Raw genomic sequence first — 24,865 nt, 5'->3', positions numbered from 1 at the left:
CCTGCCCACCCCGCTGATCTCTCCCGAGGCGCTGCGCGCCGCCTTGGCGTCGGACCCGGCGCCGGTGCTGATCGACGTGAGCTTCGACCTGGCCGACCCGGCGGCGGGCGAGGCCGCCTATCTGCAGGCCCATCTGCCGGGCGCACACTACCTGCACCTCGACCGGGATCTCAGCGCCCCCAAGACCGGCCGCAACGGCCGCCATCCCCTGCCCGCGCGCGAAGCCTTCGCACAACGCATCGGGGCACTGGGCATCGGCCCCGACACGCCCGTGGTGGTCTACGACCGCCAAGGCGCCATGTTCGCCGCGCGGGCCTGGTGGATGCTGCGCTGGCTGGGTCACCAGGCCGTGGCCGTGCTGGACGGCGGCCTGCCGGCCTGGCAGGCCGCCGGTGGAGCCCTGCAGGCCGGGCCCGTCGCGCTACCGGCTCCGCGGGCCTATCCGCTGCGGCCTGCCGCCGTGGCGATGCGCGATGCGCAGGCCGTCCTGCAGGCCCTGGGCACGCCCGGGCAATGTCTGATCGACGCCCGCGCCCCCGAGCGCTACCGAGGCGATGTCGAGCCGCTGGACCCGGTGGCCGGCCACATTCCGGGCGCGCTCAACCGCTTCTTCAAGGACAACCTCGACACCGACGGCCGCTTCCGCCCGGCGCAGGCCCTGAGAGCGGACTTCCGCGCGCTGCTGGGCGACACGCCGGTGCAGGCCGTGGTGCATCAGTGCGGCTCGGGCGTGACGGCCTGCCACAACCTGCTCGCAATGGAGGCCGCCGGGCTGCATGGGTCGGCGCTGTACCCGGGCTCGTGGAGCGAGTGGTGCGCCGACCCGACCCGGCCGGTCGAGCGGGGCTGAAAACCCGCCTTGCCCCTGCGCTTGATTTGCATCAACATGGTTGCGCGCCGGACGCGCAAGATGACTGCATCCATCATCGACAGGAGGTCACCATGTACAAGCGCATCCTCGTTCCCACGGACGGCTCCGAGATCACTCACCGCGCCGTCGCGACCGCGGTGAGCCTGGCCAAGCAGTTCGGCGCGGAGGTCTACACGCTCAGCGTCAAGGACCCCTACCCCTACAGCGCGATGTCGGAGATGCAGCCCACGCTGCCGCAGGAATTCCTCGATGCCCAGGAACGGGTGGCGGCCAAGAACATCGCAGCGGTCAAGGAGGCCTGCGCCGCCCAGGGCGTGACCTGCACCGGCCACACGGTGGAGTCGGTCAGCGTCTGGGAAGCCATCGTCGACTACGCCAAGCAGCACCAGGTCGACCTGATCGTGATGGCTTCGCACGGCCGCCGCGGCGTGCAGGCCCTGCTGCTGGGTAGCGAGACCAACCGCGTGCTGACGCACACCAACGTGCCGGTGCTGGTGGTGCGCTGATCCGCGGGTCAGTGGCCGTGGAACTGGTCCACCAGCACGAGGATCAGGCCCAGGCCCACGGCCAGCCACAGCAGTTGGGCGATGGTCTCGCGCAGTGACAGTCTGCGCTGCAACTGGGGGATCAGGTCGGCCACGGCCACATAGATGAAGCTGGACGAGGCCACCACCAGCAGGTAGGGGAACAGATCCTCCCAGGGCTTCACAACGAAGTAACCGACCACCCCGCCCACCACCGCCGCCAGGCCTGACACGGCGTTGTACAGCAATGCCTTGGCGCGCGAGAAGCCCGCATTGAGCAGCACGATATAGTCGCCCACCTCCTGAGGGATCTCGTGGGCGATGATGGCCAGGGCTGTCACCACGCCCAGGCGGGCATCGACGAGGAAGGCCCCGGCGATGATGATGCCGTCGCAGAAATTGTGGATGCTGTCGCCCACCAGCACGGTCCAGCCGCCCCGGCCCGCCTGCTCGTGGTCGAAGCCGTGGTGATGGTGGTCGCCGTCGCCCTCGTGATGGTGGCCGTGACGGTAGAGCTCGGCCTTCTCCAGCAAAAAGAAGAACAGCAAGCCCCCCAGCAAGGTCAGGAAGAGTTCGTGAGCGCCAGCGGAGCTTTCGAAAGCCTCGGGCAGCAGATGGATCAGCGCCGTGCCCAGCAGCACACCGGCCGACAGGCTCACCAGACTGCGCACCACCCGGCTCAGCACGCTCACCGTGAGGCTGGCGGCGATGACGACGGACAAGACGCCACCGATCAGGGTGGCCAGGACGATGTAGGCGAGCGTCATGGAAGCGCAGAAGTGGACAACAGCAAAGAAGGGCCCGCAGGCCCTTCGCTGTGCATCGATGCACGGGTGATCTTATCAATCATGTCAAGATGGCGCCGCCGCACCCGGCACGACCCGATTCCCGGGTGACGGCCGGCGGCCCTTGCAGGGACAATCACGGCCATGATCTCCTCCACGCCCTCTTCCGCCTATGCTGCCACGCCGGCCGTGCGGCGCCCCGATGCCTCGGCCGGCGAGGCCGGATCGCCACTGGCCGCCATCGACATGGGCTCGAACAGCTTCCGTCTGGAGATCGGCCAGATCGAGCGCGGCCAGTACCGGCGCCTGGACTACATCAAGGAAACCGTGCGCCTGGGCGGCGGGCTGGATGCACAAGGCATGCTCACCGAGGAGGCCGCCCTGCGCGGCCTGGCCTGCCTGGCGCGCTTCGCCGAGCGCCTGCGCAGCTTCCGCCCCGGTCAGGTGCGGGCGGTGGCTACGCAGACGCTGCGCGAGGCGCGCAACCGCGACGCCTTCCTGCGCCGCGCCCAGACCGTGCTGGGCCATCCGATCGAGGTGATCTCCGGTCGCGAGGAGGCCCGCCTCATCTACGTGGGGGTGGCGCGGCTGATGCCGCCCGGCGACGGCCGCCGTCTGGTCGTCGACATCGGCGGACGCTCCACCGAGATGATCCTCGGCGAAGGCCGCTCACCGCTGCAGGCCGAGTCCTTCCAGATCGGCAGCGTGAGCCTGTCGCTGCGTTATTTCGGTGATGGGCGCTACACGGAGGCGGCGTTCCGGCGGGCCCAAGTGGCCGCCGGTGCCGAACTGGAAGAGGCGCTGGACACCTTCGCCCCCACGCGCTGGCAGGAAGCACTGGGCTCGTCGGGCACGGTGGGCGCGGTGTCGCAGTTGCTGCTGGCCAGCGGGGTGACCGACGGCACGATCACGCCCGAGGGCCTGCGCTGGTGCATGGAGCGCTGCCTGCGCGCGGGCCGCGCCGAGCGCCTGTCCCTGCCCGGCCTCAAGGAAGATCGCAAGGCCGTGCTGGGCGGCGGGCTGTCCATCCTCTACACGCTGGCCACGCATTTCGGAATCGTCGCCTTGCAACCTGCCCGGGGGGCCTTGCGCCAAGGCGTGATCTTCGACCTCCAGGACCGCCTGCACGGCAGCCTGGACAGCGAGCACCCTCACGACATGCGCGACGACTCGGTCGCGCAAATGCAGTTGCGTTTCGGCATCGACCGGCTCCAGGCCGAACGGGTGCAGACCGTCGCCCGTACCCTACACGCCAGCCTGGCGCCCCAGGCCCCGATGGAAGTGCAGCGCGAACTGGACTGGGCCTGCGCGCTGCACGAGATGGGCATGATGGTCTCGCACCACGACCATCACCGCCACAGCGCCTACCTGCTGGGCCATGTCGATGCGCCGGGCTTCTCACAGTCGCAGCAGCGCCGTCTGGCCGACCTGGTGATGGGCCAGCGCGGGGGACTGCGCAAGCTGGAGGAGGCTTTGCGCGAGGAAACCTTCGCGCTGCAGGTGCTGAGCCTGCGCCTGGCGGTGATCCTGTGCCATGCACGCAGCCTGCCGGAGCTGTCGGCCCTCAGCGCCAGCCGCCACGGCCGCACCGTCGTGCTCAGCGTGGAGTCTGGCTGGGCCGAAGCCCATCCGCGCACGATGTATCTGCTGCGCGAGGAGCAAGCGGCCTGGGAGCGGATCGAGGGCTTTCGATTGAGTCTTCGCACTCGCAGCTGAGCGAGCTGTCGCTGAACAGCACCAGGGGCCGTCCTGTCCCGCGCGGGTCGTCGATCACCTTGGCCGGCAGCCCGTACACCGCCTCGAGCGCCGCTGGGTGGAGCACCTCGGTCACCGGCCCTTGCGCCACGGCCCGACCGTTCGACAGCAGCAACAGACGATCGCAGGCCTGGGCAGCAAGATTCACGTCGTGCAACACCACCATCACCGCCAGCCCCTCCTGCCGGGCGAGCCGCCGCACCGTGCGCATGAGCCCGGTCTGATGGCGGGGATCGAGGCTGGCGGTGGGTTCGTCGAGCAGCAGTGCGCGGTACTCGCCGGGCGCACGGCCGGCCAGCACCTGCACGAGGCTGCGCGCGAACTGCACCCGCTGCTGTTCGCCGCCGGACAAGCCCAGGTAGCGCCGCCCCGCCAAGCCCACCACATCGGCCTCGTGCATCGCCTGGTCGCAGCAGTCCCGCAGGGCCTTGGGGCTGAGCATGGGGTGCGGGTAGCCGCCCATGCCGACGACGGTGGCCACCTCCAGATCGAAGCCCAGCGACGGCGACTGCGGCAGCACGGCACGGCGCCGTGCCAGCGCCTGCGCGCTCCACAAGCCCAGCGGACGATCGTCCAGCGTCACCGCGCCGGCCCGTGCAGGCAGTTCGCCGGCCAACGCGGCCAGCAGCGAGGACTTGCCGGCGCCGTTGGCCCCGAGCACGCCCAGCACCTCGCCATGGCGCAGGTCCAGGTCCACCCCCCGCAGCACCACGCGACCCTGGCGCTCCAGGTGCAGGTTCCGCGCCCGCAGCATCATGACCGGCCTCGCGCCAGCAGCCACAGGAGGAAGGGGCCGCCCACCAGGCTCGTGACGATGCCGATGGGCAGTTCGGCCGGGATGACCACCAAGCGCGCCGCGGTGTCGGCCAGCAGCAGGGCCACGGCACCGAACACCCACGACAGCGGCAGCAGCCAGCGATGGTCGGCACCCACGGCCAAGCGCACGAGGTGGGGCACCACCAGCCCGACGAAGGCGATGGTGCCGGCCACGGCCACCAGCGGCCCCACCAGCAGGGCCGAGCTCAGCACGATGCGGCGCCTCAGCCGCTCGGGCGCATAGCCCAGGTGGCGTGCCTCGCGCTCGCCCAGCAGCAAGGCGTTCATCGCCCGCCAGTCGCGCATCAGCCAGGCCGACAGCCCCACCACCCAGGGCGCGAGCCAGGCCAGCAGCGTCCAGTGGGCACCGGCCAGGCTGCCCAGGTTCCAGAAGGTGAGGTTGCGCAGTTGCACGTCGCTGGCCTGGAAGGTGAACAGGCCGATCAGGCTGGCGCAGATCGCATTGATGGCCACACCGGCCAGCAGCAACCGGGCCATCCCCTCATGCCGGCTGCCCAGGCGGTAGGCCGCCAGGGTGGCCAGCAGACTGCCGAGGAAGGCTGGCACCGCCACCGTCGGCAGGGTCTGCGCCCCGAGCACGATGGCCACCACCGCGCCGGCCGCACCGCCCAGCGAGATGCCCACCAGGCCGGGCTCGGCCAGCGGGTTGCGGAACAGGGCCTGCATCGCCGCCCCGCAGACAGCCAACGCGGCCCCGGTCAGCAGGCCCAACACGATACGCGGCAGACGCACCTCGATCAGCACTTGGCGCCACAGGGCCTCATCGGCATCCACCGGGACCGACCACAGCACCGGCCCGAGCCGGCCCAAGGGCACGCTCACCGCCCCGAGGGCGGCCGACAGCAGCGTCAGGGTGCCCACCAACAGCAGGCCGCCGGCCAGCCATCGCGCCGGTGCGGGCCAGGGGGATCGCTGCAGCGCAAGCGCGTCGGCGGCCGCTCTCATGGCCCCTCCATGCCGGCACGCAGCCGCTGCAAGGCCTGTGGCAGCCGCGGCCCGAAACCCAGCAGCAAGAGGTCGTCCATCACGACGATGCGGCGTTGCCGCGCCGCCGGGGTGCCGGCGATGCCCGGCTGGGCAGCAAAGCGCTCCAGGCTGCCCGCGGCGGCCACCGAGGATTCGGTGGTGACGATGACCTCGGGCTGCAAGGCGCTGACCGTCTCGGCCGACACCGGCTTGAAGCTGCTGTGCGCGTGGAACACGTTGATGGCGCCGGCCAGGGCCAGCAGGGCATCGGCGGCGGTGTCGCGCCCGGCCGCCTGCAAGCGGCCGGTGTGGCTGCTCAGCAGCAGCACGCGCGGCCGCGCCGGCAGCGGCGCCAGCGCGTGCACCTGCCGAACGATGTCGGCCGCCAACGCGCGGCCCTGCTCGCCCCGACCCAGCGCCTGGGCCACCCCTTGGATGCGGGCCTCGAGCGCCTCGAGCGTCGCCCCTGCCGGCACCACCACCAGCCTCAGGCCCAGGCGGCGCAGTTGCTCCAGCGCGGCCGGCGGCCCGGCGTGCTCGGAGGCGAGTACCAAGTCGGGTCTCAGGCTGGCCACGCCCTCCACCGAGAAATTGCGGTAGTAGCCCACTTGGGGCAGAGTCCGCATCGACGGCGGGTACTGGCTGGACTGGTCCACCCCCACCAGCAGCGCATCGGCCCCCAGGGCATGGACGATCTCGGTAACCACGCCGCCCAGGCTCACCACCCGGGCCGGCCCGGCGGCCGCCGCCCGGGCCCCGGCCATCACCCACACGAGCAGCCATCGGCGGCGCCCGAGGTCGAGACGCTGCATCTCAGGCCGCCAGCGGTTGGGTGCACAGATCGGCGAGCAGCCGGCGCCAGGCCGGTCGCTCCGGCTGGCCGGGTTTGCGCGCGCCGAAGAACTGCACGATCAGCCCGCCGTCGGCGGCGTAGGCCTCCAGCGAGGTGACCCAGCCGTCGCTGGTGGGCTTGTTCACCACCCAGCACGAGGCGATCGCCGTGGTGTCCAGGTGCAGGTTGAAGCGCTCGTCGAGCACGTTGAACCAGGGACCGGTGCGCAGCAGCCGTTGCACCATTCCGGTATGGATTTGCACGATCCCGCGGTTGCCGACGAAGCACATGATGGGCAAGGCCGTGGCCGAGACCGCGTGAAGCATGCGTTCGACGGCCTGGGCGTCCACCGGCTGCGCCAGGTCGACGCCGGCGGCGCGCAGTGCGCCCAGGCGGGACACCTTGAACCGGCGCAGCATCGGGAAGAACTCGTGCGTGTCCTGCAATCCCAGCCAATCGGCACGCAAGGCGGCCGCGTCCTCAGGGGTGTCGGTCTCCTCGGCCAGCACCACTGGCGTGGGCTGCACCGGGCGCTTGTCCTCCAAGGCATGGCGGGCGACCAGAGCCTCCCAGGCCTGCACGTCGGTGGCCTCGGTGCGGTAGACCTTGTGCACCGCCACGCCCGCACCATCGAAGAACTGCAGGCTGTGGCGCTCGTGCTCGATCACCGCGTAGGCGTACACCCAGTGCTCGAAGAACAGCCGCAGGTCGATGTCCGGGCCCAGCACCAGGCCTACCGCGCCGTCGGCCCGGACGTCCTCGTAGCGGCCATGGCGCTCGTGCACACACCAGTCGTTGCGGCTGAGCGCCATCACCGGGCCCAGTGCAGGCAGCGCGCGAACGATGTCCTGGGGCGGGGCGTCCAGCTCGTAGGAGGTGACGCCGCAGCCGGCGGCCACCAGCTCGGCCTCGCTGGCGTGCAGCCGGGCGGCGCGCTCGCGCATGCGCAGCCGGGGCTGTTCGGCCACCAGCCGGTCGTGGCGCGCACGCAGGTCGATCATGCGGATCTGGGCATTCATCGTGCAGGTCTCCTGGCAGGCTCAGGGTGCGGGCTGGACGTCGAACTCGAAGGTCCAGGTCTGGGCGCTGGACGCCTCGCGGGGGTCGGCATAGGTGATGGAGGCCAGCCGCATGCGGGCGTAGGTGTTGCCCTCCCCCCCTCGCACCAGGGTGCCCCGATCGGGTCGGGCCTGCAGCAGGTGGGCCACCGCCGGCAATCCCGCGGCCTGGGCCGATGCCGCCGTGGGGTGGTAGACGTACCAGCCGTGATCCAGCGCGCCCGGGTAGGCGCCTCGATACGCGGGGTTCAAGGCCGAGGCCAGCGCATCGCGCACCCAGGCCTGGGCGCTGGCGGGGGTGGCGATGTCATCGGCCCGCAATTCGGCCAGGGTGTCGGCCAGGAGGGTCGTCGCCTGGAACTTCGCGGCCACCGGGTGGCCGCTGCCGTCGTAGAAGCCCGCTGGCGTCTTGCCGAGATAGCCGCCCACGGTGCCGCGGCCGGAGCTGCCGCCGTTGAGCTTGACGTGGTAGCGGTTGAAGGCGATGTGCCAGGTTCCGTTTTCGCTGCTGGGCGTGCCGGTGACGAGATCGAAGTAGGCCCAGCCGGCGCGTGCATCGACGGTGGCCTCGCGCACCGTGTCCGGCGCGCGCCGGTCCACCCACCGGAACGACGGATAGCCCGAGGTCGTGCCGCCGGTGCCGCCGTAGTAGCCCGTCACCTGTAGCGCGAACACCGGCGAGTCCTCGCTGCCAATGGCATCGGCCGAGGCGGTGTTGGTGGTAATCAGGAAAACGCGGAAGTTGGGATAAAGCCGGTGGTCGCCGCTGCCGCCCACCCCGTACTCGAAGGCCGCCGACTGGATGCCGTTGCTGCCGGTGAACACGCTGCGCGCACCGTCGGTTTGGTACACGGTGGACGGCAGGACGTTGCCGCTGGGGTCTGTGGTGGCACTCGTCCATGCCTGCAGCGCGCTCCAGGTGTGGTCGAAGGGGCTGCCGAAGGCGCCGCCCGCACCGCTGCCGCTGGTGCCACTGTTGGTCCACAGACTGGGCCCGCGCGCGCTGCCGGTGAGCTTCACGTCCCAGGCGTTGCCGCTGCAACCCGGCACCTCGACGCGTGCGTTGAAGTCATAGCAGACTGAGGTGCCGCCGGCCGGCGGCGTGACGGTCCAGGTGGCCTGCTGCGTGAACGCCGAGGCCGGTGTCGGGGAGGGGTCGGGATCGGAAGCCTCCTCGCCGCCACCGCCGCCGCAGGCGGCGAGGATCCATGAGGCGCAAAGTAGTGGCAGCAGCCGGTAGGGGGTGGGTGGCATGGGATGATCTCCTTGGGATCTCAGGGTTGGGCGCCCAAGCTCAGACGCGCGCCGAAGTAGACGAAGCGACCCGATGCCGGACTGAAGTCATGGGCCTGCGTGAAGTCGCGCTGGGTGTCGAACACGTTGTCCACACCGGCAAACAGCGTCAGCCCCGAGCGCAGCGTGTGGTTGACGCGCAGATCCACCGTGGTCCAGGCCGGAGAGCGCGCGCCGCCGGCGGTATCGACCCGCTCGTCGCTTTGGTGGCGCGCTCGCAGCGACCATTCCTGCCGCTCGCTCCAGGCCCAGTCGGCGCCCAGGCGTGCGATGTGGCGGGGCCGCCGTGTGAGCTCCTGTCCAGTGGCGAGATCACGGGTGTGCGTGTAGGTGTAGGCCGCCTGCAGGCGCAGCGGCGGCAGGGCCCGCCATTGCACGCCGGTCTCCAGCCCCTGCGTGCGGGCGCGCGCCACGTTGCGGTAGGTGTAGTGCGCGACGCCGTCGATCACCGTGGGGCGCGTCAAGTCGGTCTGGATGAGGTCGCGCACCCGGTTGTGGAACAGGTTCGCCTCCAGCCGCAGGCCAGCGCCCAATTGCAAGCTGGCTCCAAGCTGGGCGCTGGTGGACGACTCGGGCTGCAACTGCGGGTTGCCGATCACCCGGTAGCCCAGGGCGCTGTGATCGAACAAGTAGTAGCGCTCTTTCAGGTTGGGCACGCGGTAGCCCTGGCCGAGGCTGGCCCGCACACTGCCGTGCCAGCCGGATGGCCCGCCCAGGCGACGACGCAGGCTGAGCTTGGGCGCCGCATGGCCGCCGAAATCCGAATCCTCTTGCCAGCGCAGCCCCAGCAGCAGCTCCCAGTGCTCGTCGAGCACGATGTCGTTCTGCACGAACACTTCCCGACTGTGGCGGGCCACGCGGCCGTCGAGCACCACCTCCGACTGGCCGTTGTTCGTCTGCGACAGGCCCTCGCGGTGCAGATCGAAGCCCAACTGCCACCGTTGCCGCCCCCAAGGCGGCAGGTCGAGCTGCCCCCCCAGGTGGCTCAAATCCAGCTCGGCCCGGCGATGGCCGACGAGCGCAGCGTCGGACAACGACAGCGTGTGAGCGAGATAGCGTTCCTGCACCGCGCGCAGATCGATCGCCGCCCCGCCGCCCAGGTGCCAGCGCATCCCGCCCGACACCCGGTCCCGTCGCGCCTCCTCGGTCTTGCGTTGCGGCACGATGCGGGGAGGCACCACAAAGTCATAGCGCTTCTCGGCGTCCTCGCTGTAATGGTTGGCATCGATCCATACCTGCCCGTCGGTCACCGGATGCCAGGCCAGGCGCACCCCGGCTTGCCCGCGCCTGACTGCATCGCCTTGGCGCGCCCAAGCCGCCGGGTCCACTGCAAAACCCCGGTCGTCAGTGAGATCGCCGGCGACCCGCAGCCGCCACCGCTCGCTACCGCCTTGCACGCCCGCCTGGACGTGCCCTTGGCCCAGGTCCAGGCGCCGGCCCGAGGGGTTCTGCCGCCCTCGACTGCCGGCATCCACCACCACGTGACCGTCCCGCCCCGGCTCGATGCGGCGGGTGATCACGTTGATCACTCCGCCCATCGCCGAGCTGCCGTACTGCGCCGACGCCGCCCCCTTGACCACCTCGATGCGCTCGACGTCGGTGAGCAAGTACTGGCTGAGATCCACCGTGGAGCCGGTGCTGGCCGTCAGCGGCAGGCCGTCGACGAGCACCAGCACCTGGTCGCTGCCCAGGCCCTGCATCGACAGCTCGTAGCCCGACTTGCCATGGATCTCCCGCAGTTGCAGGCCGGCAACGTTCTCCAGCGCCTCCTTCAGGGTGCGCGCATGGGTGCGGCGCAGCTCCTCGGACCTCACCACCTCGGTGCGCACCGGGGTGTCGTCGGCGGATCGTTCCGTGCGCGTGCCCGTCACGACGATGGTGTCCACCGCCGCGGCCACCGGCTGGGCCTTCGGCCCAGCCGGGAGCAGTGCCAGTGCGAGCCCGATGACCCCCACCGGCATCGACCCCGGAGCGCCACGGCGGAAAGGCAACGGACAGGACACGGATCGGGTCTCCGATGGAACGATTAGATTTCGTAATGCTAATCGTTCTCATTCGCGACCTCAATCAATGTCTTATCTTTCCCAGGGCTTCCAAGCCCTCCCCCAATGCCCGGGCGGGGCCACGCAGCCCAGGCTCAAAGACAATCCACCGACTGCACCGCCTGCAGCACCACGGCATGGCCGCCGTTGCGCTCGCGCTGACGCAGCCACCACACGGCCCCCTTCTTGATCGACCAGGGCTGATCCACGCCGGCGAGCAACTGCGCGGCCACCAGCCCCAGCACCGGCTGGTGGCCCACGACGAGCACCGGCTCGCTGGCGTCGGGCCAGCGCACCGCGCGCAGCACGGCCTGCACGTCGGCCCCGGGCGCCAGCGCGGCCACCGTGCGAAATGGACGACCCAAGGCCTGGGCCGTCTGCTGGGTGCGCACCGCGGGGCTGACGAGGATGCGCGTGGATTGGGCCAAGCGCTGGTTGAGCCACTCGGCCATGCGCGCCGCTTGACGCTCGCCTTTGGGCGTGAGGGGCCGCGCCAAGTCGTCCTGGTCGGCGCGCGCCTGGGCCGCTTCCGCATGGCGCCACAGGATCAGGTCCATGGCCGACCTCAGCCCCGTCAGCTCGCAGACGCGTAGCGCAGCATCAGCGCCTGCTGGGCACTGGGTCCGTCGGTGCCGACGCGCTCGTAGTGGCCGTCCGGATGCTGGGTCCAGGCGTCGCGGGCATCGAGCAGGTAGGGCATCAAGCACTCATCGATCAGCCGCTGGCGCAGCGCAGCGTCACGCACCGGCCAGGCCACCTCGATACGGCGGAACATGTTGCGGCTCATCCAGTCAGCGCTGGACAAGTACAAGACCTCCTGGTCGTCCGAGCCTCCCCATCGGAAATACAGCAGGCGGGTGTGCTCGAGGAAACGGCCCACCACCGAACGCACGCGGATGCGTTCGGTGTGGCCCGGCACCCCGGCCGGCAGGATGCAGGCCCCGCGCACGATCAGGTCGATGCTGGCCCCAGCCTGCGCCGCCTGGACCAAGGCCTCGATCAGCGGCACGTCGGTCAGTGCGTTGATCTTGGCCACGATGCGTGCCGGCGCGCCGGCGCGGGCGGCCTCGGCCACCTGCTCGATGTGGCGCAGCATCTGCTTGTGCAGGCTGAACGGCGCCATCAGCAGGTGACGCGGGGTGCGCACGCGGGTGAGGCTGGCCAGCTGCTGGAAGACCACGTCGGCATCGGCCGTGAGCTCCGCATCGGCCGTGAGGCAACCGACATCGGTGTACAGACGTGCCGTCTTGGGGTTGTAGTTGCCGGTGGACAGGTGGGCATAGCGGCGTAGCACCGGTCCGCGGGCGCCTTCCTCGCGCCGCGTGACAAGCAGCAGCTTGGCGTGCGTCTTCAGACCCACGATGCCGTAGACCACCTGGGCGCCCACCGCCTCCAGGCGCTCGGCCCAGTTGATGTTGGCCTCTTCGTCGAAACGGGCCTTGAGCTCGACCACCGCCATCACTTCCTTGCCGCGGCGCGCAGCTTCGATCAGCAGGTCCATCAGCACCGACTCGCTGCCGGTGCGGTAGATCGTCTGCTTGATCGCCAGCACGTCCGGGTCGTGGACGGCCTCGCGCAGAAACTGCACCACGGGCTCGAAGGACTCGAAGGGATGATGCAGCAGCACGTCGCCGCGCTTGAGGCGCTCGAACATCGACACCTGCCTCGGCAGGTCGCGCGGCCAGGCCGGCTCGAAGGCGGGAAAGCGCAGATGCGGCGCGTCGGCCTGGTCGATGAGCTGGTTCAGCCGCACGAGGTTCACCGGCCCGTCCACCCGGTACAGCGCCGCCTCGGGCAAGCCGAACTGCCTCAGCAGAAACCCCGACAGGTCGGCCGGACAGGTGCGGACCACCTCCAGTCGGATGGCTTGGCCGAAGTGGCGGGTGGTGAGCGACGAGCGCAGCGCCTGGCGCAGGTTGGTCACGTCCTCTTCGTCGACCGCCAGGTCGGAGTCGCGCGTGACGCGGAACTGGGAGAAGGCCTCGACGCTGCGGCCCGGGAACAGCTCCTCCAGGTGCGCGCGGATCACGCTGGACAGCAGCACGAAAGCCTGCTGCCCGTCGGTCAGCTCCTGCGGCAGGCGGATCACACGCGGCAGCACGCGCGGCACCTTGACGATGGCGATCGAGTTGTCGCGCCCGAAGGCATCCTTGCCGCCGAGCTTGACGATGAAGTTCAGCGATTTGTTGGCCACCTGCGGAAAGGGGTGGGCCGGATCCAGCCCCAGGGGCACGAGCAGCGGACGCACCTGACGCTGAAAAAAGCGGTCCACCCAACGTCGCTGGGCCTCGTTGCGTTCGGCGTGGTTCAGGATGATGATGCCCTCGCGCTTGAGGGCGGGCATGACCTCCTGGTTGAACACGGCGTACTGGCGGTCGATGAGCTCATGCGCGGCAGCGGCCACCTCGGCGAGGTCATGCTCTGACACCCCGCCACCGGGCCGGCGGGCCGCCTCGAGGTAGTCACCGAAGCGCACCTCGAAGAATTCGTCGAGGTTGGACGAGACGATGCAGATGTAGCGCAGCCGCTCCAACAGCGGCACGTCGGCCCGCTGGGCCTGGGCCAGCACGCGGCGGTTGAACTCCAAAATGGCCCGTTCGCGGTTGAGCAGCTTCAGGCCGGCGGCGGGCATGCCGGCGGAAGCCGGCCCCGACGACACACGCTCGATCGGTAAGACGGGGGCGAAATCCGAATTCATTGGTTCAGTATATGACTGGCGCATGACGGCGCGACGACAAGCGGGCCGCCAGCGCCGGCCGCGGCAGCTCTTCAGGCCGGCACGCTGCGTGCCGGCACCGTCGCAGCAGCTCGGCCCGCCTGCAATTGCCCTCGCCGGGCGGCCCAGTCGAGAATTTCCAGGCGCCCGTCCGCATGTTCCACCAGGGCCGTGAGGCTCTCCACCCAGTCGCCGTCGTTCGCATAGAGCACGCCGTCGATGTCGCGCAGCTCGGCATGGTGGATGTGCCCGCACACGACCCCGTCGACGCCGCGCCGGCGCGCCTCACGGGCCAATGCTTCCTCGAAGTCGCTGACGTAGCTCACCGCCCGCTTGACCTTGAGCTTGAGGTACTTCGACAACGACCAGTACGGCAGCCCCAGACGCGCGCGCAGGGAGTTCAGATGGCGGTTGAGCTTCAGCGTGAACTCATAGAGCGAATCGCCGACGTAGGCCAGCCACTTGGCGCACTGGATCACGCCGTCGAAGAGGTCGCCGTGGGTGATCCACAGGCGCCGGCCGTCGGCGGTCAGGTGCACCCAGTCCTCGGCCACGTCCACGCCGCCGAAGTTGTGCTCCACGTAACGGCGCGCGAACTCGTCGTGGTTGCCCGGGATGAAGATCACGCGCGTGCCCTTGCGGGCCTTGCGCAGCAGTTTCTGCACCACGTCGTTGTGGGCCTGCGGCCAGTACCATTGTCGGCGCAGCTGCCAGCCGTCGATGATGTCGCCCACCAGGAAGAGCGTCTCACATTCCACCGTGCGCAGGAAGTCCAGCAGCGCCGCGGCCTGGCAGCCCGGCGTGCCCAGGTGGATGTCGGAGATGAAGACGGTGCGCACCTTCAACGCGCCATCGTCCGCCAGCTCCGCGGCGGCCTTCACGGTCTCGTCGGTGCATGGCGTCCCCAGGACCGCGCGGGCCACTTGCGGTTGGAAGAACTCGGTGGATGGGATCCATCGCATGGACCCGCATCGTGACGCGGCGCCGTGACGCCGCCACGTCAGGGTCGTGACAGCCCGATGAACGCGACTACTCGATCATGTCGAAGCCCTGCGCCTCCACCTGCACGAAGGCGCGCGTGAGCTCGGCCACGGCCCGGTAGACCCGGGCCCGGGGGTGTGCGGCCAGAGCATCGCACAGGGCCTCGGCCCAGGGTTGCACATGGGTGCGGAAGAAGCGTCTTTGCTGTTCCAGGTTGCACACCGCCGCATCCTCGCCGGCGATGAGATAGCGCATCACCTCGAACACATAGGCCACGTGGTCCTCGGTCTCGCCGCGGGCCTCGTCACGGGTCAGGCCCAAGGCCGCCAGATCCTGCCGCAGCGCCACGAGCGGCTTCTCGTTGAGAAAGCCGGCCAGGTAGTACGAGCCGTAGAGGAACACCTCGGGCTTGCCCACGCCCTGGAAAAGCGCATCGTATTCGTCGGCCACCTCGGCCGGTGTGGCTTGGCGCAGCGCAGCCACCAGCGCCTCCCAGGGCTGCTGCAGGAAGGCGCCCTCGACCGGCGCTTCGGTCACGGCCACCGCGAACTGCCGCAGCAGCCTCTCGTCGGGAGGCGCCACGTACAACCTCGACAGCACACCGTACATCTCGGCACGCGCCAGCTCCTCGGCATCGTCGGGCGCGGCAAAGGCGATGGCGGTGGTGCTCATAGATCGGTGATCCTCACTTCGTCGGACTGGCTGTACAAGTCGATCACGCGGCAGTCGCCGCACATGCGCAGCCGCTCCAGTGCGGCCCCCTGGAAGGCCGCGTGGCCGGCCAGCTTGCCAATCATCAATTCCACGGCCTTGAGCGTGCCGAAGGGCTTGCCACAGCGCACGCAGCGATAAGGCTCGACTTCATGCAGCACCCGCGCCCGCTTGCGCGCCTGGCCCGCCTCGGCGAGCCACAGTCGCGGCTGCAGCGTGATGGCCCGCTCGGGGCAGGTGGTCTCGCACAGACCGCACTGCACGCAGTGCCTCTCGATGAAGCTGAGCTGGGGCCGCTCGGGGTTGTCGGCCAGGGCTCCCTCCGGGCAGGCCCCCACGCAGCTCAGGCACAGGGTGCACTTGTCGGTATCCACCACCACGGTGCCGAACGGCGCGCCCGCCCGAGGCAGGGCGATCTCGTCCACGGGCTGCGGCGCCTGGGCCAGCAGGTGATCGATGGCCAGGTCCAGCGTGACGCGCTTGTCGGCCTGGGTGGCAAAAGTCGCCGGCTGCCGCACCGTGCGGACAGCCGGCGCGCGCAGGGCCTGGTCCAGGGCCGCCAGGTCGCGCGCATCGCGAGCCTCGATCAGCGCCACTGGCGTACCGTCGAAGCCCACTGCGTTGAGCACCCTGTTGGCCACGGCCGCCTGCGCCGCCAGCGCTTCGCGATATTCAGGCGCCTCCTCGTCGGTCAGCAGCACCCAGACATGGGCCGCCCCGTAAGCAAAGGCGGCCAGCCACAGATCCAGCCCCACGCTGGCGGTGTGCCACACCGCCACGGGCAGCACCCGGGCAGGCACCCCAAGGAGCGTCTCGTCCACCCGCGCGGCGCGGCCCAGATCCTCCACCAGCCGGGTGCCCGCCCCCTCGCTGTGCAGCAGCAGCGCCGGGCTGCGCCCGCCGGCCTTCAGGTAACTCGAGATCAGCGTGCGCAGCCGGCGGCCCTGGTCCACCGTGTCGGGGTAGGCATACGCCAGGGCACCGCTGGGACACACCGTGGCGCAGGCCCCGCAGCCCACGCACAGGTGGGGCTCGACGAAGATGCCGCCGCCATCATGGATCTCGGACCGAATGGCACGGGCCGAGCAGACCTCCACACAAGCGTTGCAGCCGAGCTTCTCGTTGCGGCTGTGGGCGCACAGCTTGCGCTTGTAGTGGAAGAACCTGGGCTTTTCGAACTCGCCCACCCAGTCCTTCAGCAGAAGCACGGCCTGCAGCAAGCGGGCCTCGTCTCGGCCAGCGTGCACATAGCCCTGCGGCGGCTGGTGCATCGCCAGGCGAGGGGCGTCGCCCAGGTCGAGCACGAGATCGAAGGTCTCGGAAACGGTCTGCGCTTCGCGCTGGAAATCGATGGCCCCGGCCGCCTCGCACACGCGCACACAAGCACGATGGGAGCGGCAGCGATCCAGGTCCACCTGGTAGCTGAAATCGATGGCCCCCTCCGGGCAGGCCTCGATGCAGGCGTTGCAGCGCGTGCACAACTCCAGGTCGATGGGGTTGTCGCTCGTCCAGCTCGCCTCGAAGGCCCCCAGCCAGCCGCGCAGCCCCGTCAGACGCCCGGCATGGACGGCCTGGGCGCGACGCTGCGGCAACGCCCCGCCACGCCCTTCCACCAGCACGGTCACCTCCAGCGCATCGGCCAGCAGCGAGGCTGCGCGCTGCGCGGCCTCGGCAGGGCCCACCACGAGGCAGCGCCCCGCACTGCGGTAGCTCACCGTGGGCACCGGCGCCGGATCGGGCAACTGGGCCGCCGCGATCAGGGCGGCCAGCTTCGGGGTGGCCTGCGTCGCGTCACGGGACCATCCCGCGGTCTCGCGGATGTTGACGAAACGGATCGGCCGCTCGGCCACCGGCCGGGCGCCCTCGGTGGCCTCGTTCAGCTCCAGGAAGAGGCGGCTCTCCTGGGTGCAGGCCACGAGCAGCTCCTCACCGCTGCGGGCCGCCCGCTGGAAAGCTCCGGCCTCGCGCCGGCACAGCACGGTGTGAGCCGACAGCTCGGCCTCAGCGCCCGCCTGACCCAGCGCCCGGTTCAGGGCCGCCTCGTCCAGGGGCATCGTGCGATTGCAACTGCAGATCAGGGTCTTCATCGTGGGCTGGCTCACGGCCCGCATCGGCGGCGGGCTCCGACGTGGCCGGATCCGGACACTGTGGCACGTTGCCGCCGTCGGCGCCATGGGGCTTTGCCTCGGGCCCTTCGTTCGGCGTGCGCTCCTCGCGCCACAGCCCCAGGGCCTGCGCCTGCACCATGCGGCGCAGCACCGTCTGCGACACCGGGGTGAACTGGGTGTAGTCCTCGATGTAGACGTCCAGCCCGTCCATCCGGTTGAAGTGCGGGTCGCTGAAGAGCTTCTTCAGCGCCGCATGCCGGACCGTCCGGTCGACGTCGGGGGCCATGAAGCGCGAGACATCCGCGCCTGGATCCAGCCGCTGCGCATCCTCCAGCGTGGGCGGCGGCGAGGCCGGCGCCGCAGCAGGGGCGTCGGCGGGGGCAGAGACTTCGGCCGGCACGGCCGCCGGCGGCCCGGGCGGCCCGAGCGGCACGGCATCGGGCACCGGCGGCTGTGCCGGCCCTGCGTCCGGCTGAGCCTGGCCGGCTTGGGCCTTGCGGCGCGACCAGCGCGCGAGGAAGCCTTCCTCAGCCATCGGGCCCTCCCGGCTCGCGCCGGCCGGGCCCCAGGAAGGAAGCCGGGCGCTGGCGCTTCTTGGGTTCGGGCCGGTAATGGTCGTCAGTGTAGGCCTGCAGCCAGGCGACCACCTCGGCCTGCAAAGGCACGCTGTCCACCCGCTCCTGCGCATCGAGCCAGCGGCCTGCCTCGTTGTACGACAGGCTCACCGCCTCGGGCCGGGCCCGGGACCGGTCGTCGGCCTCGGGGCGCCACATCACGAACCACACGGGACGGCCCGAACTGAGGTTCAGGTGGTAGCCCTCGCCCTCGTCGCGGAACAGCTCGACCGTCAAGCCCGGGTACAGCCAGCGCGCACACCGGCCATCGTCGATCAGCAGCCGCGGGGCCCGCCCGAAGCCGGGCTGCTGGGGCACGACCTCGACCACGCGGAAGCACCAGTCCTCCCAGGCGTTGGGCGCGCGCTCCCGCTCCATCACCACCGCCACCTCCAGGCGACTGCGTTGCGGTGCGGACGGCGTCATGCGCTCCCCCGCTCAGGTGGTTTTCGAAATCGAGATCGTCGGGAATTTGGACGAGTAGTCCTTGGCCTTCTCGGCGATCTTCACCGCGACCTTGCGCGCCACCTCCAGGTACAGGCGTGCGATCTCCCCGTCGGGCTCGCTCACCACCGTGGGACGGCCCGCATCGGCCTGCTCGCGGATCGACAGGTTCAACGGCAAGGCCCCCAGGTAGTCCACGCCATACTGCTCGGCCATCCTGCGGCCGCCATCGGCCCCGAAGATGTGCTCGGTGTGGCCGCAGTTCGGGCACACGTGCACGGCCATGTTCTCGACGATGCCCAGGATGGGCACGCCCACCTTCTCGAACATCTTGAGGCCCTTGCGGGCATCGAGCAGCGCGATGTCCTGAGGCGTGGTGACGATCACCGCACCGGTCAGCGGCACACGCTGGCTGAGCGTGAGCTGGATGTCGCCCGTACCCGGCGGCATGTCCACCAGCAGGTAGTCGAGCTCGCGCCAGTTGGTCTGGCGCAGCAGCTGCTCCAGCGCCTGGGTGGCCATGGGCCCGCGCCAGATCATCGGGTTGTCGGGCTCGATCAGGAAGCCAATGGAGATCACTTGCACGCCGTAATTCTCCAGCGGCTCCATCGTCTGGCCGTCCAGGCTCTCGGGGCGCCCCTGGATGCCCATCATCGTGGGCTGACTGGGGCCGTAGATGTCGGCATCCAGGATCCCCACGCTCGCCCCCTCGGCCGCCAGGGCCAGGGCCAAGTTGACCGTGGTCGTGCTCTTGCCCACCCCGCCCTTGCCCGAGGCCACCGCGATGATGTTCTTCACCTTGGGCAAGAGCTGCACGCCGCGTTGCACCGCGTGGGCGATGACCCGGGTGGTGATGTTGGCGCTGACGTTCTCGACGCCCGGCACCGTGCGCGCCGCGGCGATGAGCTGCTTGCGCAGGGCCGGGGCCAGGCTGCGAGCCGGATAGCCCAGTTCCACGTCGAAGCTCACGTCCCCGGCGTCGATCCGCAGGTTCTTCAAGGATTTGGTGCTGACGAAGTCGCGCCCGGTGTGGGGGTCGACGACGGTCCTGAGGGCGTCTTGCAGCGCTTGTTCGGTCGGGGCCATGGAAGGTCGGACGGTGGATGAAACAGGGTTTGGTCCAGTCTAGCGCAGGGACCGCCGGCCTGAGGACGGCAGGGGCACGCCCATCGCCCCGGCGGCCTAGAATCCGGGGTTTTCCCCCAGTCGCGTTCGCACCCGCAGCGCCACGCCACGATGACACGCCAGATCTTCGTCACCACCGCCCTGCCCTACGCCAACGGCAAGTTCCACATCGGCCACATCATGGAGTACATCCAGGCCGACATCTGGGTGCGCTTCCAGCGCATGCAGGGCCACCAGGTGCACTTCGTCGGCGCCGACGACGCCCATGGCGCGCCGATCATGATTGCTGCCGAGAAGGCCGGCAAGACGCCTCAGGCCTTCGTGGCCGAGATCGCCGCCGGCCGCAGGGAATACCTCGACGGCTTCCACATCAGCTTCGATCACTGGCATTCCACCGACAGCCCGGAAAACACCGAACTGGCCCAGGACATCTACCGGGCGCTGCGCCGCAACGGCCTGATCTACACCCGCGAGATCGAACAGTTCTACGACCCGGTGAAGAACATGTTCCTGCCCGACCGCTACATCAAGGGCGAATGCCCCAAGTGCGGCGCGAAGGACCAGTACGGCGACTCCTGCGAGGTCTGCGGGGCGGTCTACACCCCCACCGAGCTGAAGAACCCCTACTCCACGCTGACCGGCGCCACGCCGGTGATGAAGACCAGCGAGCACCACTTCTTCCAGCTCTCCTCGCAACGCTGCATCGACTTCCTGCAGCAGTGGACGCAGGACGGCAAGCTGCAAAGTGAGGTGGCCAACAAGATCAAGGAATGGTTCGCCACCGACGAGAACGGCCACGGCGGCCTGTCGGACTGGGACATCTCCCGCGATGCCCCCTATTTCGGCATCGAGATCCCCGATGCGCCGGGCAAGTACTTCTACGTGTGGCTCGATGCGCCGGTGGGCTACCTGGCTTCGCTGAAGAGTTACTTCGACCGGGGAGGCCCCCGGGCGAAATACGGCGAGACCCGCTCGTTCGAGGAATTCATCGCCGACCCAGCGGTGGAGCAGTACCACTTCATCGGCAAGGACATCACCTATTTCCACACCCTGTTCTGGCCGGCCATGCTGCACTTCAGCGGCCGCAAGACCCCCACCAACGTCTTCGTGCACGGCTTCATCACGGTCAGCGGCGAGAAGATGAGCAAGAGCCGCGGCACCGGCATCGACCCGCTGAAGTACCTGTCGCTCGGCATGAACCCCGAGTGGCTGCGCTACTACATCGCGGCCAAGCTCAACGCACGCGTCGAGGACGTGGACTTCAACCCCGAGGACTTCGTGGCGCGGGTGAACAGCGACCTGGTGGGCAAGTACGTCAACATCGCCAGCCGCGCCGCAGGCTTCATCGCCAAGCGTTTCGGCGGACGGCTCACCACCGGAATCGGCCCCGACGGCCGAACCCTGCTGCAAGCCCTGCGCGACGGTCGCAGCGGGGTGGCTCGCCTGTATGAGGACCGCGAGTTCGGCAAGGCCCTGCGCGAAATCATGCTGCTGGCCGACCGGGTCAATGAATACGTCGACCAGAACAAGCCCTGGGAGCTGGCCAAACAAGAAGGGATGGACGCCCGCTTGCACGAGGTCTGCACCGTGTGCATCGAGGCCTTCCGGCTGCTCACGATCTACCTCAAGCCGGTGCTGCCGGCCCTGGCCTCGCAGGTCGAAGCCTTCCTGAAGGTCGCGCCGCTGCAGTTTGCCGACGCCGACCGCGCGCTCGGTGCCCATACCATCGGCACCTACCAGCACCTCATGCAGCGCGTCGACCCCAAGCTGCTCGACGCCCTGTTCGAGCCGCCCGTCGTCGAGGCCCCCAGCCCCGGCGGGGAGGCGATCGCCCCCACCATCGGCATCGAAGACTTCGCCAAGATCGACCTGCGCATCGCCAAGATTGTGGCCTGCGAACACGTCGAAGGCTCCGACAAGCTGCTGCGCCTCACGCTCGATGTGGGCGAAGGCAAGACGCGCAACGTCTTCAGCGGCATCAAGTCGGCTTACAAGCCCGAGGACTTGGTGGGCAAGCTCACCGTGATGGTGGCCAACCTCGCCCCGCGCAAGATGAAGTTCGGTGTGAGCGAAGGCATGGTGCTGGCCGCCTCGCATGCCGACGAAAAGACCCAGCCGGGCATCTACGTGCTGGAGCCCTGGCCGGGCGCCCAACCCGGGATGCGAGTCAGGTGACCCCGGCGGGTCAGCGCTACTGTTCCAGCACATCCGCCCCCGGCGGCGGCGTGAAGCGGAAGCGTTCGGGCGCGAGGGTCACGTTGGCCTCGAATTGACGCATCGACAGCACGGAGACCTGGCCGAAGCTGTCGACGATCTCCAGGGCGGCAAGATCCTTGCCCCTGAAGCCCACACGCACCGCCTGGAAGGAGCTGTCGCGCGCCTTGGGCAGGGCCTCGGCCCATTGCAGGCCGTCGCGGTCGGGCAGCGCCTTGAGGGTGAAATCCTTGTCGAGCGAGCCGCCGGCCAGCAGCGCCGCAGGCGTGGCGCCCAGGGCGTCGCCCATCGCGCGCACCGTGACCTGGTTCAGGTCGGGGTCGTGCAGCCAGACCTTCTGCCCATCGGCCACGATGTGCTGCGCCATCGGCGGGGCATAGTCGAAGCGGAAGCGGTTAGGCCGCACGAACTCGAAGCGGCCCTCGCTGCTGCGCTTGCGCGCGCCATCGGGTGAGCTCACCGTCTGCGTGAAGCTGGCCCGGGCGCTTTTCACGTCCTGCACGAACTGGCGCAGACTGTTCACGGCATCGGCCCAGACCGGGCCGGCCAGTACGGCGCCCAACAGCGCCAGGAGGATTCGTCGTTTCATTCGTCGCGGGCCGCCGGCACGAGGACGTCGCGGCTGCCGTTGGTGGCCATGCTCGATACGATGCCCGAGCGTTCCATTTGTTCCAGCAAGCGGGCGGCACGGTTGTATCCGATGCGTAGATGCCTTTGGACGAGGGAGATCGAGGCCCGGCGGTGCTGCAGCACCACGGCCACGGCCTGGTCGTACATCGGGTCGGCCTCGCCGTCGCCCCCACCAGCGGCCCCTGCATCGCCGGCGCCACCCTCGCCGTCGAGCACCCCGCCCTCCAGGATGCCCTCGACATAGTTGGGCTCCCCCTGGCTCTTGAGGTATTCGACCACGCGGTGCACCTCGTCGTCGCTGACGAAGGCCCCGTGCACGCGCACCGGCAGCCCGGTGCCCGGCGCCAGGTAGAGCATGTCGCCTTGGCCGAGCAGGGTTTCGGCGCCCATCTGATCGAGGATGGTGCGACTGTCGATCTTGCTGCTGACCTGGAAGGCGATGCGCGTGGGGATGTTGGCCTTGATCAGACCCGTGATCACGTCCACGCTGGGTCGCTGGGTGGCCAGGATGAGGTGGATGCCTGCGGCGCGGGCCTTCTGCGCCAGGCGGGCGATCAGCTCCTCGATCTTCTTGCCCACCACCATCATCAGGTCGGCCAATTCGTCGATGACGACCACGATGTAGGGCATGCGCTCCAGCGGCTCCGGATCTTCGGGCGTGAGGCTGAAGGGGTTGGGGATCTTCTCCCCACGCTCGGCGGCATCGGCAATCTTCTTGTTGTAGCCCGCCAAGTTGCGCACGCCCAGCTTGCTCATCACCTTGTAGCGGCGCTCCATTTCGCCCACGCACCAGTTGAGCGCGTTGGCCGCCTGCTTCATGTCCGTCACCACCGGAGCCAGCAGGTGCGGGATGCCCTCGTACATGGCCATTTCCAGCATCTTGGGGTCGATGAGGATGAGGCGCACGTCGCGGGCCTCGGCCTTGTACAACAGCGACAGGATCATCGCGTTGATGCCCACCGACTTGCCCGAACCGGTGGTGCCGGCCACCAGCAGGTGGGGCATCTTCGCCAGGTCGGCCACCACCGGGCCGCCGACGATGTCCTTGCCCAGGCCGAGGGTGAGCAACGAATGCGCATCGTTGTAGGCCTGCGAGCCCAGGATCTCGGCCAGGCGGATGCTCTGGCGACGGGCATTGGGCAATTCGAGCGCCATCAGGTTCTTACCGGGGATGGTCTCGACCACGCGGATGCTCACCAGGCTGAGCGAACGCGCCAAGTCCTTGGCGAGATTGACGATCTGCGAGCCCTTCACGCCCGTGGCCGGCTCGATCTCGTAGCGCGTGATCACCGGGCCGGGCGAGGCCACCACCACACGCACCTCGACGCCGAAGTCCTTGAGTTTCTTCTCGATCAGGCGCGAGGTCATCTCCAGGGTCTCGGGCGTGACCGTCTCCTGCCGGCCGGTGTCGGCGTCGAGCAGGTCGACCTGGGGCAGCCTGGTGTCGGCCAGGTCGTTGAAAAGCGGCTTCTGGCGCTCTTTCTCCACGCGGGTCGACTTCGGCAATACAGGCACCGCGGGCTCGATCAGGATCGGGGCGTGCTCCTCGATCACCTGGCGCTCGACCTCCACATCGGCCTCGCGCTCGCGCATCGCGCGCTCGCCCAGGCGCTGGTCCTCCTTGCGTTCGCGGGCTTCCTCGCGGCGCAATCGCCAGCCGTCGATCCAGGCACCCAACCGCTCGGCCACCTGCAGCCAGGAAAAGCGCAAGGCCATCGAAAAGCCCGCCACCAGCAGTGCGATCCAGAACACCCCCGAGCCCACGAAGCCCAGCAGTTTCACGCTCAGCGTCCCCAGCCCGTAACCCAGCACGCCGCCAGCGTGACCTGGCAGGTGCGGTTCCAAGGCATACAGACGGGTCCATTCCAGGCTGGCGCTGGCGCCCACCAGCAGGGCCAGACCCAGCCAGAACAGCCAAGCCGGCCCCTGGGCTGGCGGCGCGGCCGCCGACGGCGGAACCTGGCCGCTGCGCAGCCAGCGCGCCAGCGCTCCGAGCCAGCCGCGCAGCGCGATGAGCACCAGCCACCAGGCCGAAAACCCGAAGAAGTAGTACAGCAGGTCCGAGACCCAGGCGCCCAGGACGCCCGCCTTGTTGCGCAAGGGGCCCCCATCGCCGGAGGTGGACCAGGCCGCGTCCCCCCCGGAGTGCGTCAGCAGGGCCAGCAGCAACAACGCCAGGCCCACCCCTCCCAGCAGCACCCCCGCCTGGGTGCGCCAGCGGGGCACCGGCGGCGCCGGCGGTGCCGCAGCGGAACGCGGCGCGCGCCTGTAGGGCGCGGTACGGGGTGACGCCGCCTGCGGCGTGTCGTCGTCGGAGGCGGCCTCACCGCCCAGGGAGCCAAGGGGAAATGCCATGCAC

At 69.6% G+C, this 24,865-nt stretch carries 20 protein-coding genes and 1 pseudogene; 4 read left to right on the top strand and 17 right to left on the bottom strand.

Annotation, left to right across the window (positions count from 1 at the left end; translation table 11 throughout):
* The first annotated feature begins 1 nt into the window (after position 1).
* Positions 2 to 850 carry a sulfurtransferase gene (locus ACK4ZD_RS04080; RefSeq protein ID WP_409659119.1) on the top strand — a complete coding sequence of 283 codons (849 nt, stop codon included), beginning with the start codon at positions 2 to 4 and terminating at the stop codon, positions 848 to 850.
* A gap of 92 nt (positions 851 to 942) precedes the next feature.
* Positions 943 to 1,377: a universal stress protein gene (locus ACK4ZD_RS04075; protein WP_409659052.1), complete on the top strand. Its 435-nt coding sequence runs from the start codon at positions 943 to 945 to the stop codon at positions 1,375 to 1,377.
* Positions 1,378 to 1,385: 8 nt separating this feature from the next.
* Here ACK4ZD_RS04075 and ACK4ZD_RS04070 read toward each other — a convergent pair whose 3' ends face one another.
* Entirely contained in the window at positions 1,386 to 2,162 is a 777-nt protein-coding gene (locus tag ACK4ZD_RS04070; RefSeq protein ID WP_409659050.1) for a ZIP family metal transporter, read from the bottom strand.
* 162 nt (positions 2,163 to 2,324) lie between these two features.
* Between ACK4ZD_RS04070 and ppx the strand changes: the two genes are divergently transcribed.
* Positions 2,325 to 3,896 (top strand): exopolyphosphatase, encoded by a 1,572-nt coding sequence (gene ppx / locus ACK4ZD_RS04065; RefSeq protein WP_409659049.1) that lies wholly within the window; start codon positions 2,325 to 2,327, stop codon positions 3,894 to 3,896.
* Between the two features lie 16 nt (positions 3,897 to 3,912).
* Here the strand turns inward: ppx and ACK4ZD_RS04060 are convergent.
* The 14 genes and pseudogenes from ACK4ZD_RS04060 to apbC all read right to left on the bottom strand — a co-directional run.
* Positions 3,913 to 4,692: pseudogene (locus ACK4ZD_RS04060) on the bottom strand (heme ABC transporter ATP-binding protein); the annotation flags it as partial.
* The gene (locus ACK4ZD_RS04055; protein WP_409659117.1) at positions 4,689 to 5,633 is read right to left on the bottom strand and encodes a FecCD family ABC transporter permease; all 945 of its coding nucleotides are present in this window, start codon (positions 5,631 to 5,633) and stop codon (positions 4,689 to 4,691) included. The gene ACK4ZD_RS04055 and the pseudogene ACK4ZD_RS04060, both read right to left, overlap by 4 nt.
* An 80-nt stretch (positions 5,634 to 5,713) precedes the next feature.
* Positions 5,714 to 6,550: a hemin ABC transporter substrate-binding protein gene (locus ACK4ZD_RS04050; RefSeq protein WP_409659047.1), complete on the bottom strand. Its 837-nt coding sequence runs from the start codon at positions 6,548 to 6,550 to the stop codon at positions 5,714 to 5,716.
* Between the two features lies 1 nt (position 6,551).
* A complete protein-coding gene (locus ACK4ZD_RS04045) occupies positions 6,552 to 7,589 on the bottom strand; it encodes a hemin-degrading factor (RefSeq protein ID WP_409659045.1) in 1,038 nt (345 codons plus the stop codon).
* A gap of 21 nt (positions 7,590 to 7,610) precedes the next feature.
* Positions 7,611 to 8,882, bottom strand: coding sequence for an HmuY family protein (locus tag ACK4ZD_RS04040; protein WP_409659043.1), 1,272 nt, complete (start codon positions 8,880 to 8,882; stop codon positions 7,611 to 7,613).
* A 20-nt stretch (positions 8,883 to 8,902) separates the two neighbouring features.
* A complete protein-coding gene (locus tag ACK4ZD_RS04035; protein ID WP_409659042.1) occupies positions 8,903 to 10,924 on the bottom strand; it encodes a TonB-dependent receptor plug domain-containing protein in 2,022 nt (673 codons plus the stop codon).
* A 134-nt stretch (positions 10,925 to 11,058) separates the two neighbouring features.
* Positions 11,059 to 11,520 carry a phosphohistidine phosphatase SixA gene (gene sixA, locus ACK4ZD_RS04030; RefSeq protein WP_409659040.1) on the bottom strand — a complete coding sequence of 154 codons (462 nt, stop codon included), beginning with the start codon at positions 11,518 to 11,520 and terminating at the stop codon, positions 11,059 to 11,061.
* A 17-nt stretch (positions 11,521 to 11,537) separates the two neighbouring features.
* Positions 11,538 to 13,661, bottom strand: a complete 2,124-nt coding sequence (ppk1, locus tag ACK4ZD_RS04025) for a polyphosphate kinase 1 (protein ID WP_409659038.1) — start codon at positions 13,659 to 13,661, stop codon at positions 11,538 to 11,540.
* 71 nt (positions 13,662 to 13,732) lie between these two features.
* The gene (locus ACK4ZD_RS04020; RefSeq protein WP_409659036.1) at positions 13,733 to 14,641 is read right to left on the bottom strand and encodes a UDP-2,3-diacylglucosamine diphosphatase; all 909 of its coding nucleotides are present in this window, start codon (positions 14,639 to 14,641) and stop codon (positions 13,733 to 13,735) included.
* A 67-nt stretch (positions 14,642 to 14,708) separates the two neighbouring features.
* A complete protein-coding gene (locus ACK4ZD_RS04015) occupies positions 14,709 to 15,332 on the bottom strand; it encodes a molecular chaperone (protein WP_409659034.1) in 624 nt (207 codons plus the stop codon).
* A complete protein-coding gene (locus ACK4ZD_RS04010) occupies positions 15,329 to 17,425 on the bottom strand; it encodes a 4Fe-4S binding protein (RefSeq protein ID WP_409659032.1) in 2,097 nt (698 codons plus the stop codon). Before ACK4ZD_RS04010 ends, ACK4ZD_RS04015 begins: the two co-directional genes overlap by 4 nt.
* Positions 17,373 to 18,014, bottom strand: a complete 642-nt coding sequence (locus tag ACK4ZD_RS04005) for a DUF3306 domain-containing protein (RefSeq protein ID WP_409659030.1) — start codon at positions 18,012 to 18,014, stop codon at positions 17,373 to 17,375. The genes ACK4ZD_RS04010 and ACK4ZD_RS04005 overlap by 53 nt, the downstream gene beginning before the upstream one ends.
* Positions 18,007 to 18,519, bottom strand: coding sequence for a DUF3305 domain-containing protein (locus ACK4ZD_RS04000; protein WP_409659028.1), 513 nt, complete (start codon positions 18,517 to 18,519; stop codon positions 18,007 to 18,009). Before ACK4ZD_RS04000 ends, ACK4ZD_RS04005 begins: the two co-directional genes overlap by 8 nt.
* 12 nt (positions 18,520 to 18,531) lie before the next feature.
* Positions 18,532 to 19,623, bottom strand: a complete 1,092-nt coding sequence (gene apbC / locus ACK4ZD_RS03995) for an iron-sulfur cluster carrier protein ApbC (RefSeq protein WP_409659026.1) — start codon at positions 19,621 to 19,623, stop codon at positions 18,532 to 18,534.
* 150 nt (positions 19,624 to 19,773) lie between these two features.
* On the opposite strand from apbC, the gene metG reads away from it, so the two are divergent.
* A complete protein-coding gene (metG, locus tag ACK4ZD_RS03990; RefSeq protein WP_409659024.1) occupies positions 19,774 to 21,837 on the top strand; it encodes a methionine--tRNA ligase in 2,064 nt (687 codons plus the stop codon).
* A 16-nt stretch (positions 21,838 to 21,853) separates the two neighbouring features.
* Here metG and lolA read toward each other — a convergent pair whose 3' ends face one another.
* Together lolA and ACK4ZD_RS03980 are read right to left on the bottom strand one after the other, a co-directional pair.
* Positions 21,854 to 22,465: an outer membrane lipoprotein chaperone LolA gene (gene lolA, locus ACK4ZD_RS03985; protein WP_409659022.1), complete on the bottom strand. Its 612-nt coding sequence runs from the start codon at positions 22,463 to 22,465 to the stop codon at positions 21,854 to 21,856.
* Complete coding sequence (locus ACK4ZD_RS03980) at positions 22,462 to 24,861, bottom strand: DNA translocase FtsK (RefSeq protein WP_409659020.1); 2,400 nt, start codon at positions 24,859 to 24,861, stop codon at positions 22,462 to 22,464. The genes lolA and ACK4ZD_RS03980 overlap by 4 nt, the downstream gene beginning before the upstream one ends.
* Between the last annotated feature and the right edge of the window lie 4 nt (positions 24,862 to 24,865).

The organism is Caldimonas sp. (genome assembly GCF_046291045.1).
Taxonomy (GTDB): Bacteria; Pseudomonadota; Gammaproteobacteria; order Burkholderiales; family Burkholderiaceae_C; genus Caldimonas.
The sequence above is the reverse complement of the archived record's forward strand: the minus strand, read 5'-3'. Positions and strand labels throughout refer to the sequence as shown.

What these genes read in the sequence shown, in the direction of transcription:
- ACK4ZD_RS04075 (WP_409659052.1), top strand. Translation starts at nt 943, where the DNA reads ATGTACAAGCGCATCCTCGTTCCCACGGACGGCTCCGAGATCACTCAC.
- ACK4ZD_RS04070 (WP_409659050.1), bottom strand. Translation starts at nt 2,162, where the DNA reads ATGACGCTCGCCTACATCGTCCTGGCCACCCTGATCGGTGGCGTCTTG.
- ppx (WP_409659049.1), top strand. Translation starts at nt 2,325, where the DNA reads ATGATCTCCTCCACGCCCTCTTCCGCCTATGCTGCCACGCCGGCCGTG.
- ACK4ZD_RS04050 (WP_409659047.1), bottom strand. Translation starts at nt 6,550, where the DNA reads ATGCAGCGTCTCGACCTCGGGCGCCGCCGATGGCTGCTCGTGTGGGTG.
- ACK4ZD_RS04045 (WP_409659045.1), bottom strand. Translation starts at nt 7,589, where the DNA reads ATGAATGCCCAGATCCGCATGATCGACCTGCGTGCGCGCCACGACCGG.
- ACK4ZD_RS04040 (WP_409659043.1), bottom strand. Translation starts at nt 8,882, where the DNA reads ATGCCACCCACCCCCTACCGGCTGCTGCCACTACTTTGCGCCTCATGG.
- sixA (WP_409659040.1), bottom strand. Translation starts at nt 11,520, where the DNA reads ATGGACCTGATCCTGTGGCGCCATGCGGAAGCGGCCCAGGCGCGCGCC.
- ppk1 (WP_409659038.1), bottom strand. Translation starts at nt 13,661, where the DNA reads ATGAATTCGGATTTCGCCCCCGTCTTACCGATCGAGCGTGTGTCGTCG.
- ACK4ZD_RS04020 (WP_409659036.1), bottom strand. Translation starts at nt 14,641, where the DNA reads ATGCGATGGATCCCATCCACCGAGTTCTTCCAACCGCAAGTGGCCCGC.
- ACK4ZD_RS04015 (WP_409659034.1), bottom strand. Translation starts at nt 15,332, where the DNA reads ATGAGCACCACCGCCATCGCCTTTGCCGCGCCCGACGATGCCGAGGAG.
- ACK4ZD_RS04010 (WP_409659032.1), bottom strand. Translation starts at nt 17,425, where the DNA reads ATGCCCCTGGACGAGGCGGCCCTGAACCGGGCGCTGGGTCAGGCGGGC.
- ACK4ZD_RS04005 (WP_409659030.1), bottom strand. Translation starts at nt 18,014, where the DNA reads ATGGCTGAGGAAGGCTTCCTCGCGCGCTGGTCGCGCCGCAAGGCCCAA.
- ACK4ZD_RS04000 (WP_409659028.1), bottom strand. Translation starts at nt 18,519, where the DNA reads ATGACGCCGTCCGCACCGCAACGCAGTCGCCTGGAGGTGGCGGTGGTG.
- apbC (WP_409659026.1), bottom strand. Translation starts at nt 19,623, where the DNA reads ATGGCCCCGACCGAACAAGCGCTGCAAGACGCCCTCAGGACCGTCGTC.
- metG (WP_409659024.1), top strand. Translation starts at nt 19,774, where the DNA reads ATGACACGCCAGATCTTCGTCACCACCGCCCTGCCCTACGCCAACGGC.
- lolA (WP_409659022.1), bottom strand. Translation starts at nt 22,465, where the DNA reads ATGAAACGACGAATCCTCCTGGCGCTGTTGGGCGCCGTACTGGCCGGC.
- ACK4ZD_RS03980 (WP_409659020.1), bottom strand. Translation starts at nt 24,861, where the DNA reads ATGGCATTTCCCCTTGGCTCCCTGGGCGGTGAGGCCGCCTCCGACGAC.